The sequence below is a fragment of the Nonomuraea sp. NPDC049709 genome (assembly GCF_040674815.1).
Lineage (GTDB): Bacteria > Actinomycetota > Actinomycetes > Streptosporangiales > Streptosporangiaceae > Nonomuraea.
On sequence record NZ_JBFANM010000019.1, the window covers coordinates 65387 to 82465 of the forward strand.

A 17079-nucleotide genomic window follows, 5' to 3' on the forward strand; every position below is an offset into this window, starting at 1 on the left:
AAGCTCCGCGCCGTGGACACCCCCGAACCGTTCCGAGCGGATCTGAGCAGATCCGTCCGGCTGCTGCGCGCTTTCCGCGTCGAGCAGAGCGATCCGGACTACTTCTACGGCACCCTGGCCAGGGACACGGTCGCCCAGCTGGCGACCTACACGGACCTGGCCGGCGCCACGGTGGCCGACGTGGGGGGTGGTCCCGGCTATTTCGCCGACGCACTGCGCGCCGCCGGGGCGCGCTCGGTGTGCGTGGACTGCGACGCCGGGGAGATGCGCCTGCGCGACGGCGTGGCGCCGCGGGACGCGATATTGGGCAGCGCGCTCGACCTGCCGCTGGCCACGGGCTCCGTGGACGTGTGCTTCTCGTCGAACGTGCTGGAACACGTGCCCGACCCGCTCAGGATGGCGGACGAGATGGTCCGCGTCACCCGGCCCGGCGGGATCGTCTACCTGTCGTACACGGTCTGGCTGGGGCCCTGGGGCGGCCACGAGACCTCTCCCTGGCACTACCTGGGCGGCCACTACGCCGCCCGCCGCTACGCGCGCAGGCACGGCAGGCAGCCCAAGAACGTCTACGGCGAGAGCATGTACGCCGCGAGCGTGGCCAAGCCGCTGGCCTGGGCCCGGCGGTGCCGGGACGCGGAGATCCTGGACGCGATCCCCCGCTACCTTCCGCGCTGGGCTCGCCATGTCGTCCACCTACCTGGCATCCGCGAGCTGGTCACCTGGAACCTGCTGCTCGTCCTGCGCCGCAGGTGAGCGCCGCCGCATGAGCCCGAGGGCGGTCACCACACAGGCCGCCCCGAGCACCCCGCCGGCGATCGGGGCCACGGTGCCCAGCAGCAGGATCCAGCGGCTGTAGGCGGAGGCCGTGTTCAGCGCCGCGGCGACGTCGGCCTCCGTGGTGGTGAACCTGGCGTCCAGCGCGGTCAGCCGCCCCCGCCCGTCGGCCGTGACCAGCGTCTCCTTGACCTCGTCCACCGTCTTGACCGGCTGGCCGCTGACCGGCTCGACCCAGTACGTGCGCCGGATCTCGGCGTGCCTGGCCAGGCCCACGTCGCCCTTGCCCGGCAGCCCGACGAGGGCGCGCGGCAGCGGCGGCGTCTCCCCCGGCACCAGCCGGCGCGGCGTGCGCTGCACGTACCGGTAGGTCTCGACCCCCCGCACCCGCTCCACCCCGTCGAAGGCGGCCGTGACCGGCTGGCGCAGCCGCAGGTCGAACAGGGTGTAGTCGCGGCGCTGGGCATTGAACGGCCAGCGGAACGCCAGTCCCGACTGCTTGATCGAGGCGTTCTCGTCGAGGTACTCGCCGCAGCAGTTGATGATGACACCGGTGCGCCGGTCGAAGGCCAGCCGCCGCTCGTGATAGTCCAGCCGCTCGTCCTCGCGCGTGGACACGGAGATCGACTCGCCCCACACCGCGCGGTCGGCGTCGCCGGCCAGCACGTCGCCGAACAGCCACCGGGTCTGCACCAGGTCCCCCACCGCCGGTCGCATCGTGGCCGGGTCCAGATAGGTCGCCGACTCCGCCACGGACCTGGTCATGCTCTGCTGCTCCAGCGGCGTCTTGAGCACCTGGGCGGACACGTACAGGCGGGTCAGGGGGATGAGCGTCAGCAGGAAGGCGCCCACGCCGGCCAGCAGCAGCGCCAGGTTCCTGCGGCTCATGACGTTCATGGTCGCGGCACCGCCTGACCCGGCGTGACGTCGCCGAAGCACACGCCCTTCGGCACGTCCTGGACCACGATGCGGTCGGCGCCCGGCACCGCGAGCAGGAACACCTGGCCCAGGCCCGCCCGCAGCCGCACGTCAGTGGCGCGCTCGCCCATCCACAGCGTGACCTCCGCGTCCGTGCGGGCCGCGTACCCGAGCCGGACCAGGGTGCCCTCGACGCGGCGGGCCCGGTTGTCCAGCGGCACCTGCACGGTCCCGCCGGTGACCGGCCAGCAGCGGTCCTTCGTGGTGGGGGCGAGCGTAATGCCCTGCACGTCCACCGGCCGCAGGCGGCCCCGCTCGTCGAAGACCAGGCCGTCGAGCGCCGCGGGCGGCGCCTGCATCCTGGCCCTGAGCTGCGGGGAGGCCATCGCGCCCAGCACCCTGGAGGTCAGGCTGTAGGTCCGGTAGCTGTTCGGCAGCACCTCGGACGGCACCAGCCGGTCGTAGATCACGGCGTCGGGCGGCGTCCTCGCCAGCTCGGCTCTCGCCGTCTCGATGTAGCGGTGACGGCGGTCCGCGCCCAGGTAGCCGGCGAAGAGCGTGACCGACACCAGCGACGCCCCCACGAACAGCCCGAGCGCCGCGCCGAGGACCCCGCTCACCCGCTCCCTGGCGGGCAGTGCCCTGCGGTACGGCTCCGCCTCGCCCTCCACCGGCAGCAGCACGAGGCCCGCCACCAGGGCGACCAGGGGGACGGCGTCGGCGAGGTACCGGGTGTCGGTGCCGACGAACGAGCCCAGCAGGTGGACCCGCCCCCACAGCACGGGCAGGGCATCGGCGACGAGGACGTATCCCAGCAACATCGCCCAGGCCGCCCCGGCCCGCCTGCGGTAGTGCGAGGTGACCAGCACCACGGCCGCGAGCGTGACGAGCGAGGCGATCACCACCGCCAGGGGCGGCGAGGCCACCCCCCAGTCGCCGCCCGCGAACCACCGCCACGGGCCGCCGAGCACGGTGGTGGCGAACGTCTTGCCGAGCAGCTCCCACAGAAAGCCGGTGGCCTGGTCGAAGATCGGCAGCCCGCCGGTGTTGGGCGCGGAGAGCGAGCGCTGCACGTAGAGCGCCCCGAAGGCGACGACGACGGTCACGTACGCGGCCCAGGCCGGCAGGTGTCTGCGCAGCGCCGTACGCAGGCCACCGTGGTAGATCGCGGTGAGGGCGAGCAGCAGCAGCGGCAGCGCGAAGCCCTTGACGAATCCCAGCAGCCCGAACAGCACCCAGAACGCCGCCGCCAGGGCGTGCCGCATCCGCCCGGTACGCAGGTGGTGCCAGTGCGAGGCGATCGCCATCGGCAGGGCGATCTGCAGGAAGACGGTGTTGAGCGCCGCCGCCCACCACACGAGCGCGGGCACGGCGATCGGCGCGACGAGGAAGATCAGCAGCGGTGCGAGGATGGCCGGCCGCCGGCCGAACACCACGCGCAGCATGCGCAGCACCGCGAGGGCGGCGAAGGCGTGCAGCACCAGGATCCCGCCCGCCGCGTACCCCCAGCCGAAGGGCTCCAGCCGGGCCGTGAGCCAGGCGAGCAGGAAGCCGCCCGGCATGAACTGGCCGAAGTGGATGCGGGTCAGGTAGTCGAAGGAGAGCTCGCTCTCCATCGCCCTGGCCACGAACTCGAAGTCGTCCTCCTTGAAGTAGGAGGACGAGACGATGGCCGCCTTCCACGCCAGGCTCGCGGCGATGAGCACCAGCGCGACCAGCAGGACGCCGCGCCCGCGCACCCACCGGGACACGGCCCCGGCCAGGCGCGCCAATGGGGCCGGGACGGTGAGGACCATCCCGGTGCGCGGCTTGGTCGTCTCGGTCACGGGACACTCGTCATGGTCGGGCCGCCGGCGGCGACGGGGACGGGAACCGGGGCCTGCCTGCGCGGGGCCCGCCGGGCGGGGATCTCGGCGAGCAGGTGCGCGAGCAGGGGCAGGCAGAGGAGCTGCGGCCACAGGCCGTCCATGCCGGCCGCCACGCAGGCCGCCGCGACCAGGTAGAGGACGATTCCGGCCTGGGGGCCGAGCAGCAGCCGTACGCGGGGGCCGACGCGCGCGTGCTCGGCGCCGCGCAGCGGCCGCAGCCACGATCCCAGGGCGCAGACCGCGCCGACGACCGCCGCGCCCGCCACCCCGCCGGTCCAGAACCCCAGGGCGACGGCGAAGGGCAGGACGATGCTGGCGCGCAGGCGGGCCGGCCGCACCGGCGCGAGGTGCCGCGCGGGCGGGCCCGTCCTAACCAGGGCGAGCACGGCGACCAGCAGCGCGAGCCCGCCACCCGCCGCCAGGCGGGCACGGTAGGACTCGTCGGGCTCGTAGGTCAGGGTGACGGTGCCGGCGGTGTACGAGGGCAGGAACCATGCCTGCCGCCACCCGTCCAGCCGGACCGGCTTCAGCTCGGTGGTCCCGATGCTGGCCCGCCACCCGGTGTTGAAGTTCTCGTTGACGACGAGGTAGGAGTCGTCGGTGACGCCGACCTTGATCACCCGCTCGCCGGCCTCCCACGAGTCCACGGACACCTCGCGCATCTCCACGGGCGCCGCCTGACGGGCGTCGGAGCTGGGGCCGACGACCGCGGACTCGATGCGGTAGGCGTCTCCCGTCCGCACCGTGATCCGGCCCTGGCCGGCCTCCAGCCGCAGCGGCTCGCAGCTCGTGAACGCGACGGGCTTGCCGGTGACCACGTCATTGAGCGTGCCGTCGACGACCTGGGTGTGCACGTCCCGGCCGTTCACGGTGAGCGTCGGGCCGTACCCGCAGGGCAGCCTCAGCGGGAAGCCGGTCAGCGCGCCGAGCGGGCGGACCCCGGGGAAGGCGACGTCGCTGATCTCGATGGCCCGCCCGCCCGACGCCCCGAACTCCAGCCGGACCTTCTGGGCGGTCATGGCCGGGAAGCGGATGAGGCCGTCCTTGCCCACCCAGCTCTGCCTGACCCCGCCTTCGGCCCGGATCGTCACCCGGATGGGCGGGGCGCCGACGTAGGAGTCGGGCGTGACGACGCGGATCTGCGACAGCCGCGTCCTGCGGGCGAGGTCGACGCTCAGCGTGGGCCGGGGGTCGAGCGGGTCGGCGAACCAGGCGGTCTTCGGGTCGCCGTCGAACGCCCACCGGCCGCCGGCCGCGCCGTGCTGCACGGAGGTCGAGGACGCCGCCACCTTCATGGAGTCGCCGGGCAGCGCGCTGAGCCGCTCCATGGCGGTGCGGTCGGTGAGCACCGTACGGCCGGAGACGTCGTAGGAGCCGTCCTTCCTGACGGTGAACGTGCGGTCGAAGCCGTTGCCGTCGTCACCAAGGACCTCGTGGCCCTGGGCGCAGCTCCAGGCCACCGAGCCCTTGACGCAGCCGGGGACGTCGCCGGTCCGGCCGACCGAGATCGTGGCCGGCTCGACCGAGCCCGCGCGGGGGTCGGGCACGGTGATCGTGCGGCCGGCCTGCACGCCGGGGACGGTCAGCTCGGTGATCCCGACCCGGCCGCCGAGCCTGCCCGGCTGCTCGCCGGCGGTGGCGAGCACCTCCAGCCGCAGCCGGCTGATCGGGCCCTTCGGCACGACCAGCTCCTGCGGGTCCGAGGTGGCGCGTACGCGCTGGCGCAGCGAGCCGGTGTCCGTCTCCACCGCCACCTCGGTGGGCGCGGGGCCGATCGGCGAGTTCTCGAAGGCCACGTGGATCGTGGGGACCGTCAGGGGCGTGCTGAAGGTGACCTCCAGCCATTCGCCCTCCGCGCCGTTCCAGCCGGTGGAGCGCCAGCTCGTCCGCCGGTCGCCGTCGAGCGCGGCGAACGGCTGGTGGCCGGGCTCCCTGCTCCCGGGCGCCGCCGTGACGTCCGCCTCCGAGGTGGACGCGGTGACGTTCGCGATCCCGGTGAATCCGGCCGTGGCCAGGTATTTCGTCCACGAGGGGTCGAGGATGTCGTTCGACGGCGAGGAGCCTCTGAACGGCTCGCCGGCCGTGAGCGTCGCGCTGGCGTTGCGGCGCAGGTCAGGGTAGGAGAGCTCGCGGCGGCGCAGCGTGTCGGTCAGCACCGTGTCGTGCGCGGGCACCTCGACCTGGCCGGAGTCGTCGTTGAGCAGGACCGGGCGGTCGTCGTCCAGCAGGCCCTGCTCGGCCAGGTCGAGCACGGCCTCGGGGGCGCCGCCCACACGCAGCGGGCGGGTGGCGTCGACGGTGCCCACCAGCGGCGCGGCGCCGGCCACCTGGTAGATCTCGACCGCGTGGTACGGCTGGTCCAGCCAGGCGGCGGCCCTGCCGTACCGGCCGATGCCCACGCCGGGCCCCATCTGGGCCGCGAGCGAGATGCCGGGCGAGTCCTCCAGCGCCTGGTGCACGCGGGCCGGCCAGGCGGTGCCGATAGTGGCGCGGTCCAGGTCGTTGCGCACGACCAGGTACGACACCCCCATCCGGCGCAGCGTGGCGGTGAGCCCCGCGGAGCCCTTGCCGGTGGACAGGCGCTCGTCGATGGCGGCCATGACCCGCGAGATGCCGGCCGACCCCCACGGCACGATGGTGTGCGTGGCCCAGCGGGTCTGCGAGAGCGCCTGCAGCGGCTCGTCCAGGGGGCGTCCCCAGAGATACTCGCCGCGCTTGGCCCCGGGCACGGCCAGCACCATCCCGTTCCCGGCGTTGTTCCCCAGCCAGGAGATGGCCTGCTTCCAGTAGTCGGGGATCGCGGTGAAGCCACCGGTGGGCGCGAGCCCCGCGTAGAGGATCGGCAGGCTCGACAGGGTCATGAGCCCGGCCGCGGCGACGGTCAGCGGCCTGCGCCAGCGCAGGTGGGCCAGGGAGAGCAGCCCGGCGACGCCGAGCGCCACGGGCAGCCTGATCAGGGCGTCGAACTTGTGCAGGTTGCGGAAGGCCGCCAGCGGCCCGTCCAGCAGGTTCACCATGAGCTCGTGGTGGGGGGTGCCCGGATGGCCGGTCGTGATGACGGCCACCCCGCACACCAGGCTGATCAGGAGAAAGGGGCGCTCCGGCATCCGGCGCAGGGTCAGGCCGGCGAAACCGAGCGCCGACACGGCCGCGGTGACCACGACCAGCCAGGGGACCGTGGCCTGCTGGTGGGCGTCGGGCAGCCAGGTCTGCCCGTCCACGGTCAGGAAGCTGAGCCAGCTCGACGTGCCGCGCAGGGCGTTGACCAGCGAGGTCACGCCGGTCGTCGCGCTGGCGGTCTCGATGAACGGCAGGAAGGAGAAGATGTAGCCGCCGAGCGTCAGCAGCGGCGCGGCCCACCACAGCGAGGCGAGCGCGATGAGCGGCAGCCACCAGGCGATCAGCCGGCGTTTGCCGGCCCCCGATCGCCTGGTCAGCAGGTAGAGCAGCGGGACGACGAGCACGGCGGCCTCGGCCACGGCGTTGACGCCGCCGCAGAACAGGAAGGCGAGCGCGGACAGCGCCGCCGCCCGATGCGCGGGCAGCTCGTGCCGGGCCCCCTTGACCAGGGGGAGAACGATCCACGGCAGGACGGCGCTGGGCAGGAACTCCGAGGAGTTGATGCCGATCAGCGCCTGCGCGTGCGGGGCGAGGGCGTACACGAAGCCGGCGATCACCCGGCCGTACGGACCGCCGATGCCGAACGCGCGGGCGAGCTGGACCACGCCGAGGAACGCGGTGCACAGCACCAGCGACATCCACAGCCGCTGGACCGCCCAGGACTCCATGCCGAGCTTGAGGAACAGCGCGTAGAACGGTCCCATCGGGAACAGGTAGCCGTACGCCTGGTTCTGCAGGTGGCCGAAGTAGGCGCCGTCCCAGAGGTGCAGGGCCCGGCCGAGGAAGCCCAGCGGGTTGACCGCCATGTCGAGCTTGGTCTCGGGGATGATCTTCTCGGTCGAGGTGTTGAACGCGATGGCCCCGAGCAGGAGGCAGGAGGCGAGCAGTCGCAGCCTGTGCCTGATCCGTGCCTCGTAGCTCTCGGCTGTGGACTCCGCGAGCTCCCCCCGGAGTCCAGACGAGGCTTGGGTCACTGATAGGCTCCGCCGCGATCTTGGAGTTTCGCCAGGATAAGTCCGGTTATGCTAGCTCCAGTTCGGTTCCACGTAAATTCGGCCGCCCAGGCCCGGCAGGCGCCGGCCATCGCGGCCCGGCGGTCCGGATCCGCCAGCTCCTTCAGCGCACGTTCGACCACGTCCGCCAGGCTCTCCCCGTCACGCACCAGCCAGCCGGTGACGCCGTCGCGTACGGAGTCGCGCAGCCCCGCCACGTCGTAGGCCACGGTCGGCACCCCGAGCGCGGCCGCCTCCATCACGGTGAGCCCCCACCCCTCGAACTCCGAGGCGGTCACGTTCAGCCGCGCGGCGCCGAGCAGCGCGTTCTTGCGCGCCTCCGGCAGGAACCCGTGCAGCTCGACCCGCCCGCCCAGCTCCATGGCCGCGATCCGCCGGGCCAGCGGGCCGTGCTCGGGGCCGCGCCCGACGACGTGCACCCGCAGTCCGGGCCACGCTTCGCCCAGCTCGGCGGCCAGGTCGACGACCCGCTCGATGCGCTTGTGACCGACCAGGCGGCCGGCGTACACGATCGACGGCCCGTCCTGGCCGGACTCCCGCGCGGCCGGCACGGGCTCGACGCAGCCGTTGGGCACGACCGTGATCGGGGCGAGCCAGCGCAGCTTGCGGCGCAGCTCCAGGGCGGACGACTCGGAGACCGTGATCGTCAGGCAGCGGCGGTAGAGCAGCCGGGCGACCGGCCCCTCGACGAAACAGCCGATCCTGGCCAGCCACCGGGGCAGGAAGGCGTGGAACTGCCGGTTGTGCACGTGGTGCACGAGGCAGAACACCGGGGTGTGGCGGCGTACGACAAGGGGGGAGAAGAACGGGATGCCGTTCATCGTGTCGATTACGGCGTCGACGCTGCGCCGGTGGAACAGCAGCCAGAGCGGCACCAGAAGGTAAACCAGATAAGGGTTGCCCATCCTGCGCAGCTCGATGTCCTCCAGGACCTCGGCGCGGCGCTGCCCCCGCTGGCGGCCGGTCACGAAGACGACCGAGGCCCCCTGGGCCAGCAGGTGCCGGCTGACCTGCCAGGCGTACTCCTCCGCGCCGCCGGCGGTGGACTGCCGGGGCTCGCGGAAGTTGAGCATCGCGATACGGACGCCCGTGAGCGGGCGTTCGCCCCCCTCTTCGCCGCGGGTGCGCGGCGCGGCCAGCTGGGCCGCCTCCCCCCGGTGCTCACCGGTAAAGACCACCGTCACTCCTCGTCAGCGAGCATGCGGGCATGGCGGAGCCACCCTCCGTGCTGTCGAGCTGGGATGGCCCCTCAAGCGGGAAGGATCACCTGGTGCCGTAGTTGTACAACGGCTGGTTCGGCGGGGTCAGAGAGGGCGATGCCACGTTGACCACCGCGACGGAGGCTCCGACCGCCAGCAGAGCTCCGATGGCCAGGGCCACGAGAAGTCGCAACAACAGAGCACTCCCTTCCGATCAGTGGCGCAGTGTGCCGAGACTAGAACGTGTTCCGGCTCGAATCCATAACATTGGTCAAACCGTGATAAAGCAAGTTACTCTCCGGTATATCACAAAACAGCCGGTCAACGCCGCAGCAAGTGGAGCTCTTTTCCGCGGAAAATGGTCTTCCAGCCTGCCTGTTCGAGTAGGAACCCGTTCTGACTTGCCGGCATCAGCACGTACCGGGCCGGGAGCCGCGCGTAGTCGCCCGCGGCCAGGAGGTCGCCCGCGCGCCGGTTGAGCGGGTCCTCGCCGCGCACCCGCAACCGCCCGCCGTCCGGCAGCCCGACGTAGAGCGTGTCGTCCCAGAGCACCCGTCGCTCGAAGAGCTTGGTGGCCGGGTCGAGCACGATCCGCCCGCCGTTCCAGGCGAAGGACCGGTGCGCGCCCCATGGCAGCGACAGCAGCGCTCCGGGCGCGGGATCGCCGTTGACGATCCGCTGCACGGCCACCCAGTCCGGCGGGTACGTGACCGCCGCCAGCCGGCCGAACGCCCCGAACGCCAGCGTGGGCAGCACCAGCACCGGCGCCAGGATCCCCACCACTGCGGAGGCGCCCGACCGCAGGACGCCGGCCAGGCCGACCGCGACCAGCAGGGCCAGCGGCGCCAGGTAGACCTGGCCGTCGCGCAGCGGCCCGAACCCCGGCCACAGCGTGATGAGCCACTTGAGCGCCGCGCGCCCCGCCGGGAACGCCCCCAGCGCGGCCACGCAGAACCCGCCCGCGGCGGCCACGGCGAGCCCGCCCCACCACTCCGGCCGCTCCGGCCGCTCCGGCCGCTCCGGCCGCTCCGACCGCTCCGACCGCAGCCTCGCGTACCCGTAGAGGCCCGCGGCCACGAGGAGCAGCCGCGCGGTGGCCGTCCACCAGGACTCCTGGCCGGGCAGGCCGGCGTCTGCGCTCCAGATGCCGCCTAGGGAGAGCAGGCTGCCGAGCGCGCCGAACGGCCCGTCGGCCCGGGCGGCGAACGCGTCCACCCCGGCCGGGTCCGTGACCGCCCCCGAGCCGAGCGCGGGGATCGCCCAGGGCAGGCTGAGCAGGACCAGGACCCCGGCCGTCACGAGCGTCCTGCGCCGGGCGACGGCGACCGGCAGCAGGGTGAGCGCCGAGACCAGCATCGCCTGGAACCCGCCGATCGCGGCCGGGATCAGCGCGAGGAGAAGCCGGGCCGGGCCCCGGCCGGCGGCCCGCACCGCCCACGGCAGGCCGGCCACGCCGAGCAGCAGCGCCCACTGGCCGAGCATGAGTCGCTGCGCGAGATAGAGATTCCAGGCATAGCAGGCGGCGGCGACCAGCCGCGCGAGCCGGCGCTCCGGCGGCACCAGCGCCGCCGCGCCGGACGCGGCCAGCACGAAGATCGCGACCAGGAACCCCTTCTGCACGATCTCCACGGGCAGCACCCGCGACAGCAGCGCCACGACCAGGTCGCTGGGCACGGCACGGGGAAAGCCGCCCCGGTCCGGCAGCAGCGGTGCGCCGGGCACGAAGAGCAGGTCGTAGCGGAGCACCAGCCCCCAGCCCAGGGCGGGCCCCAGCGCCAGCGCCGCCAGGCCGGCGCCCAGGAGCGCGGGAGCCAGCCGCGCGAGCCACTCCTGCCCGCGGGTCACGAACACCGCCTCTCCCCTGCTCCCGGACATTCCAGGCACAGGGGAGAGTAGCCGCCGCGGGGTCACATGTGTTACTTGCCGGGCTCGGGGTCCCTGGGCAGGCCCAGCATGCGCTCACCGATGATGTTGAGCTGCACCTCCGTGGTGCCGCCGTAGATGGTCATCGCCCTGGTCGCGAGCACCGCCCGGTTCCAGTAGCCGGCGTCGCCGAGCTTCATGTCCGCGGCGATCACGGCGGCCGGGCCGAGCAGGTCCACCGCGGTCTCGGAGACGTGCTGGGCGTGGGAGGTGGACAGCAGCTTGCGTACGGAGGCGTCCGCGCCCGGCTCGCCCCCGGCGAGCTGCTTGAGCGTCACCCGCAGCGACAGCGCGTTGATCGAGTGGCCCTCGCAGACCACCTCGGCCACCTGCTGCGCCTCCACCGGCGTCAGCTCCCGCCCCAGCCGGCCGACCAGGCCCAGCAGGTCGGGCACCGACGCGCCGGTGCCGCCCGAGCCGGACGACAGCGAGACGCGCTCGTTCGACAGCGTGTTGCGGGCGACCTTCCAGCCCTCGCCGACCTCGCCCACGACCAGGTCGTCCGGCACGAAGACGTCGTCGAGGAAGACCTCGTTGAACAGGTTCTCGCCGGTCATCTCGGTCAGCGGCCTGACCGTGACGCCGGGGGCCTTCATGTCGACCAGGAAGTACGTGATGCCCTCGTGCTTGGAGCCCTCGTTCGAGTTGCGGGCGATGCAGATGCCCCACTCGGCGACGTGGGCGACGGAGGTCCAGATCTTCTGGCCGTTGAGCCGCCAGCCGCCCTCGACCTTCTCCGCCTTCATCTGCAGCGAGGCCAGGTCGGAGCCGGCGCCGGGCTCGGAGAAGAGCTGGCACCAGATCATCTCGCCGCTGAGCGTCTTGGGCAGGAAGCGCTCCTGCTGCTCGGGCGTGCCGTACATGGCGATGGACGGCACCACCCAGGCACCGATGATCATGGCGGGCAGGCGGACCTTGGCGGCCTTGAGCTCCTGCGCGATCAGCACCTGCTCCAGCGGCTTGGCGTCGCGGCCCCACGGCTTGGGCAGGTGGGACATGACGAACCCGCGGCCGGCCAGTGCCCGCTTCTGCTCCTTGCCCTCCAGCTGGGCGATCTCCGCGATCTCGGCGCGGATCGACTCGCGCAGCTCCTCGGCGTCCTCGGGCAGGTCGATCTCCATCTCGCGGGAGACGCCCTGCAGGGACAGCGCGGTCACGGTGGCGGCCCACTCGGCGGACGAGCCGAGCAGGGCGCGCAGGGTGAGCGCGCGGCGGTAGTAGAGGTGTACGTCGTGCTCGAAGGTGTAGCCGATGCCGCCGAAGGTCTGGATGGCGTCCTTGGCGCACTGCACGGCGGCGTCGGGCGCCATGACCCCGGCCACGGCGGCGGCGAACTCCAGCTCCTTGCCCTGGGCGCGGGTGGCGTCCCACACGGTGGCCCCGGCCTGCTCAAGGGCCACGAGCATGCGGGAGAGCTTGTGCTTGATGCCCTGGAACTGGCCGATCGGGCGGCCGAACTGGACGCGTACCTTGGCGTAGTCGGCGGCGGCCGTGACGCACCACGAGGCCAGGCCCGCCGCCTCGGCGCCGAGCAGGATCGCGGCGATGTTGCGCACGTCGGTGCTCTCGACGCCGCCCAGGATGCCCTCGGCGGGGACGACCACGTCCGACAGCTCCACCTTCGCCACCGGCCTGGTGAGGTCGAGCGACTTCACCTCGGTGACGGTGGCGGAGGAGGCGTCGACGAGGACCCACTCCTCGCCGTCGGCCGTGGCGACCGGCAGCACCAGCGAGTCGGCCAGCGAGCCGCCGAGCACGGGCTCGGCCGTGCCGGAAACGATCAGGGAGCCGTCCTCCGTGCGGGTGCCGGTCAGCGCGCCGGTCAGCGCGACGGCGCCGGTCAGGGTGCCGTCGGCGAACGACTCCAGGTGCTCGGGGCGCTTGGAGGCGTTGATCACGGCGCTGGCCAGCACGGTCGGCACGTACGGCCCGGGGGCCATGCGCTCGGCCAGTGCCTCGACGGCCACGGCCGCCTCCAGCAGCCCGTAGCCGGAGCCGCCGTACTCCTCGGGCACGTGCAGGCCGAGCAGCCCCTGCTCGGCGAGGCCGGACCAGAACGCGGGGCGCCCGTCAACTCCGGCGCGCAGCGACTCCGAGGGAATGTTCCGCTCGGCCCAGCCGCTCACCGACTCGCGGAGCGCCTCGTGCTCCTCGCTCAACCCGATTGCCATTGCTCATCCTCCAGCCAGGTCTGAGTGCATGCCCAGAACCATATTCTAGAGGATGCTTCTGGCATAGCGGCCGGTTAGAGCGGACGAACCTGTTGCACGAGGGTGTTCAGGTCGCGCCAGCGGGTTTTGTTCGTCTCGGGGATCGAGGCCATGAGCATCGCCGGCTTGGTCTTGCCGACCTCGATGATCGTCACCATCGCCTGGGCCTCCTGCTCCTTGCCGTCGAAGGTGTAGGTGACCTTGTAGCCGAGCGTCCAGCCCTTGCCGACCGGGATCTTCTGCGAGGCGGTCCACTGGAGGGTGGCGCCCTTGGGGTACTGGGTGCGGATCGACCAGCGGGCGGCCTGGGTGGCGATGTCGCGGTAGTCGGCGTTCGAGCTGGGCTTCTTCTCGGGCGACTCGCCGGGGTACATCGCCGAGGCGATCACGGTGTGCGGGATGGCCACCTTGCCGATCCGCTGCGCGATCGAGAACGGCGGGAACGACTTGGCCTTCCACGGCGAGCCCAGCCTCGGGTAGGTGATGCCGACGGTCTTGTCGGTGATGACACCCGTGACCAGGGACGCCGTGCCGGACAGCGTCGCGTACTTCTTGCTCGCCGGCACCGGGGGCAGCACGATCGGGCTCTCGGTGGGGGTCGGGCTGACCGACGGCGTGGGCGCCGCCGAGCTGCTGGGCACCGGCGCGACCGGGACCACCTGCTCGTCCGCCTGCTGCCGGGTCGGCACGTCGCCGGAGAAGACCACGAAGACCAGCAGCACGGCCAGCACCGTGGCGAGGATGGCGCCGAGGAGGTAGACGGCCTTGATCGGGATGTCGCCGAGGCGGCGCGGCGGGGGTGGGGGCGGCAGCGGCGCCATGGTCCGCGACGGGGGCTGCCCGAACTGCTGCGGCGGCGGCAGCCCCGGCCCCGCGCCTTGCCCCAAGCCGTTCCCGGGCCCCGCACCTTGCCCAGCGCCTTGTCCCGGCCCCGAGCCCTGCCCCGGTCTCGCACCTTGTCCCGGCCCCGCGCCGGGTCCCGCGACCTGCGTCGGCCCCGGCCCCGGGCCCGGATTCGGATTCGGATTCGGTCCCGACGGCGGGCCGGAGTTCGGACCCGAACCCGCGCCCTGGACGGGACCCTGCCCCGGAGCCTTGGCCGGAGGCTGCGTCGACGGCTGCGCGGGCGACTTGGCCGGTGACTGCGTCGGCGACTGGGCCGACGGCTGGGCCGGTGACTGTGCCGGCGATTGGGCCGGCGATTGGGCCGAGGGCTGGGTCGGCGACTGCGCCGAGCCCTTGCTCTGCGGCTTTACCGGGCTGGACGACTCCGGGGCGGGCGGACGGGTGATCTTGACCGTCTCCTCCGCGGGCAGGACGATCTTGCGGAACGGAGTGGTGGGTGATTCATACGTTCGTCTCTGGTCGCCGTCGTCCGCCATGGCCTTGAGGTTACGTCACGACGGAGCGGGATAATTCCTCTATTCCCCCTGCAGAATCTAATTCTGTAAGGTCTGCCAACATGAGGGGTTTCTACGAGATCGCGGCCAACGACCCTGAACGCCCCGCCCTCCTCGGTGACGAGGGCACGACGTACGGAGCGCTGCTCGACCGGGTGAACCGGGCCTCCAACGGCCTGACCTCGCGCGGAGCCGGTCCCGGTGACTGCGTGGTGACCGTGCTGAAGAACGGGCTCGACGCCCTCACCATGATGCTGGCCACGTACCAGATCGGGGTCTACCTGGTCCCCGTCAACTGGCACTTCACCACCGAGGAGATCGAGTACATCGTGGCCGACTGCGGGGCCAAGGTGGTGATCTCCCCGGACGCCCTCACGGTCGGCGAGCTCGTCGCGGACCAGCCCGCCACCGCGCCCGGCCACCGGCGGGCCGGGTCGATGATGCTCTACACCTCCGGCACCACCGGCCGGCCCAAGGGGGTACGCCGGCGGCTGCTGGACCTGACGCCGGAGGAGCTGTACCCGATCCTGATGCGCAAGAGCTGGCGGCACTTCGGGCTGCCGATGGGCGGGGTGCACCTGGTGTGCTCGCAGCTCTACCACTCGGCGCCGTACGGGCAGGCCATGATGGCGCTGCAGTTCGGGCACTCGATCGTGGCGCCCGACCGGTTCGAGGCCGCCGCCGCGCTGGAGCTGATCGAGCGGTATCGGGTGACGAACGCGTTCATGGTGCCCACGATGTTCCACCGGTTGCTGGCGGTGCCGGACCGGGAGAGGTACGACCTGTCCTCCCTCACCCACCTCTACCACGGGGCCGCCCCCTGCCCGCCGGCCACCAAGCAGGCGATGATCGACTGGCTGGGTCCGGTGGTGTGGGAGTACTACGGCTCCACGGAGGCGGCCGTGGCCACCATGGTGTCGTCCCAGGAGTGGCTGGACCGGCCGGGCACGGTCGGCAAGGCGCTGGACGGCATGTCGTTCACGATCGTCGGGGAGGACGGCGAGGAGGTCGCGCCCGGCTCGCCCGGGCTGGTGTACATCGGCGGGATCAACCGCTTCGAGTACCACGGCGACCCCGGCAAGACGGCGGCCGCCATGCGCGGCCGCGACTACACGCCCGGCGACATCGGCTACCTCGACGACGACGGCTACCTGTACCTGCTGGACCGGCGGACCGACCTGATCATCTCCGGCGGGGTCAACATCTATCCGGCCGAGATCGAGGCCGCCCTGCTCGAACATCCCTCCGTGGCCGACGTCGCGGTGATCGGCGTACCCGATCCCGAGTGGGGGCACAAGGTCGTGGCCCTCGTCCAGCCGGCGGCCGGGATCTCCGGCGGGGAGGAGCTCACGGCCGAGCTGCTGCGGCACTGCGCGCCCCGGCTGGCCAGGCTGAAACACCCGCGGGTGATCGAGTACCGGGAGACCCTGCCCCGTACGCCGACAGGCAAGCTGAGCAGGCGAAACGTCCGGGAAACGTATCTTTCGAGCTGAGCTGGGCAGTCATCTCCCATGAGGGAGATCGTCGCGGGACTGGTCGCCGCCACCGTACTGATCGCGGGCTGCGGGCCTCCTCCCACGTCCACCGGCACCGCCACGCCGTCCCCCGTGCCCACCGCCACGAGCCCCACCACCACGGGGCCCACTACCACGGGCACGACGCCGCCGGCCACTCCGACGGCTTCCCCTCAGGCGCTGGAGGCGGCGTTCGAGCGGGTCATCACGGATGTCCTGCCGTCCATCGTGCAGATCACCACGAAGGTGGGGCTCGGCTCCGGCATCGTGTTCGACTCCAAGGGCCACATCGTCACCAACGCGCACGTGGTCGGCCAGGCCAAGGAGATGAACGTCACCATCGCCACCGGCGGGGCCCCTCGACCGGCCCGGCTGGTCAAGTCCTTCGCCGCCGGGGACCTGGCGGTGATCAAAGTGGAGCGGCCCGACGGGCTGCGTCCCGCGCGGTTCGGCGACTCGTCCAAGCTGCGGGTGGGGCAGATCGTGCTCGCCATGGGCAACCCGCTGGGCCTGTCGGGCAGCGTGACGAACGGCATCGTCTCGGCCCTCGGCCGTACGGTCACCGAACCGCAGAACCCCGGCTCCCCCGGCGCCACCATCGCCGGAGCGATCCAGACCTCGGCCGCGATCAACCCGGGCAACAGCGGCGGGGCCCTCGTGGACCTGTCGGGGCACGTGATCGGCATCCCGACGCTCGCGGCCACCGACCCCGACCTGGGCGGGGGCGCCGCACCGGGCATCGGCTTCGCGATCCCGAGCAACACCGCCACCGACATCGCCCGCCAGATCGTCAAGGACGGCAAGGTCACCAACAGCCACCGGGCCGCGCTGGGCATCCGCGGCAGCACGGTCATCGGCACTGACGGGCAGCCGAGCGGGGTCGGGGTGGTCACGGTCGAGGCGGGCAGCGGTGCCGCGAAGGCCGGGATCCGGCCCGGTGACGTGATCGTCTCGATCAACGGCACGAAGACCCCGACGATGGCGCTCCTGGCCGAGACCATCACGACCCTGAGGCCGGGAGACCGGGCCCGGGTGGGGGTCCTCCGGGCGGACGGGACGACACAGACGATCAACGTACGGCTGGGGCAGTTGCAGGGCGACTGACGCCCGGCGGGGCGCTTGACGTCCCGGCGGGGCGCT

At 72.5% G+C, this 17079-nt stretch carries 11 protein-coding genes; 3 read left to right on the forward strand and 8 right to left on the reverse strand.

Going from position 1 to position 17079, the window contains the following annotated elements:
* Positions 1–12 precede the first annotated feature (12 nt).
* Positions 13–753, forward strand: a complete 741-nt coding sequence (locus AB0J69_RS20655) for a methyltransferase domain-containing protein (protein WP_364119257.1) — start codon at positions 13–15, stop codon at positions 751–753.
* Here AB0J69_RS20655 and AB0J69_RS20660 read toward each other — a convergent pair.
* The 8 genes from AB0J69_RS20660 to AB0J69_RS20695 form a co-directional block, all read right to left on the reverse strand.
* Entirely contained in the window at positions 694–1662 is a 969-nt protein-coding gene (locus AB0J69_RS20660; RefSeq protein WP_364119260.1) for a DUF3068 domain-containing protein, read from the reverse strand. The two genes, AB0J69_RS20655 and AB0J69_RS20660, sit on opposite strands and share 60 nt — an antisense overlap.
* Positions 1663–1667: 5 nt before the next feature.
* Complete coding sequence (locus AB0J69_RS20665) at positions 1668–3518, reverse strand: hypothetical protein (RefSeq protein WP_364119263.1); 1851 nt, start codon at positions 3516–3518, stop codon at positions 1668–1670.
* The gene (locus tag AB0J69_RS20670; RefSeq protein WP_364119266.1) at positions 3515–7654 is read right to left on the reverse strand and encodes an alpha-(1->3)-arabinofuranosyltransferase family protein; all 4140 of its coding nucleotides are present in this window, start codon (positions 7652–7654) and stop codon (positions 3515–3517) included. The genes AB0J69_RS20665 and AB0J69_RS20670 overlap by 4 nt, the downstream gene beginning before the upstream one ends.
* Positions 7651–8871 (reverse strand): glycosyltransferase family 4 protein, encoded by a 1221-nt coding sequence (locus AB0J69_RS20675; RefSeq protein WP_364119269.1) that lies wholly within the window; start codon positions 8869–8871, stop codon positions 7651–7653. Before AB0J69_RS20675 ends, AB0J69_RS20670 begins: the two co-directional genes overlap by 4 nt.
* An 85-nt stretch (positions 8872–8956) precedes the next feature.
* Entirely contained in the window at positions 8957–9088 is a 132-nt protein-coding gene (locus AB0J69_RS20680; RefSeq protein WP_260477562.1) for a hypothetical protein, read from the reverse strand.
* A gap of 125 nt (positions 9089–9213) precedes the next feature.
* Entirely contained in the window at positions 9214–10743 is a 1530-nt protein-coding gene (locus AB0J69_RS20685; protein WP_364119272.1) for a hypothetical protein, read from the reverse strand.
* A 65-nt stretch (positions 10744–10808) separates the two neighbouring features.
* On the reverse strand, positions 10809–12986 hold the full coding sequence (locus AB0J69_RS20690) for an acyl-CoA dehydrogenase (protein ID WP_364119275.1): 2178 nt from the start codon (positions 12984–12986) through the stop codon (positions 10809–10811).
* 74 nt (positions 12987–13060) lie between these two features.
* Entirely contained in the window at positions 13061–13912 is an 852-nt protein-coding gene (locus tag AB0J69_RS20695) for a hypothetical protein (RefSeq protein WP_364119278.1), read from the reverse strand.
* A gap of 575 nt (positions 13913–14487) precedes the next feature.
* Here AB0J69_RS20695 and AB0J69_RS20700 point away from each other — a divergent pair.
* Both AB0J69_RS20700 and AB0J69_RS20705 read left to right on the forward strand, forming a co-directional pair.
* Positions 14488–15918 (forward strand): AMP-binding protein, encoded by a 1431-nt coding sequence (locus tag AB0J69_RS20700; RefSeq protein ID WP_364119280.1) that lies wholly within the window; start codon positions 14488–14490, stop codon positions 15916–15918.
* Between the two features lie 18 nt (positions 15919–15936).
* Positions 15937–17043 carry a trypsin-like peptidase domain-containing protein gene (locus AB0J69_RS20705; RefSeq protein WP_364119283.1) on the forward strand — a complete coding sequence of 369 codons (1107 nt, stop codon included), beginning with the start codon at positions 15937–15939 and terminating at the stop codon, positions 17041–17043.
* The last annotated feature ends 36 nt before the right edge of the window (positions 17044–17079 follow it).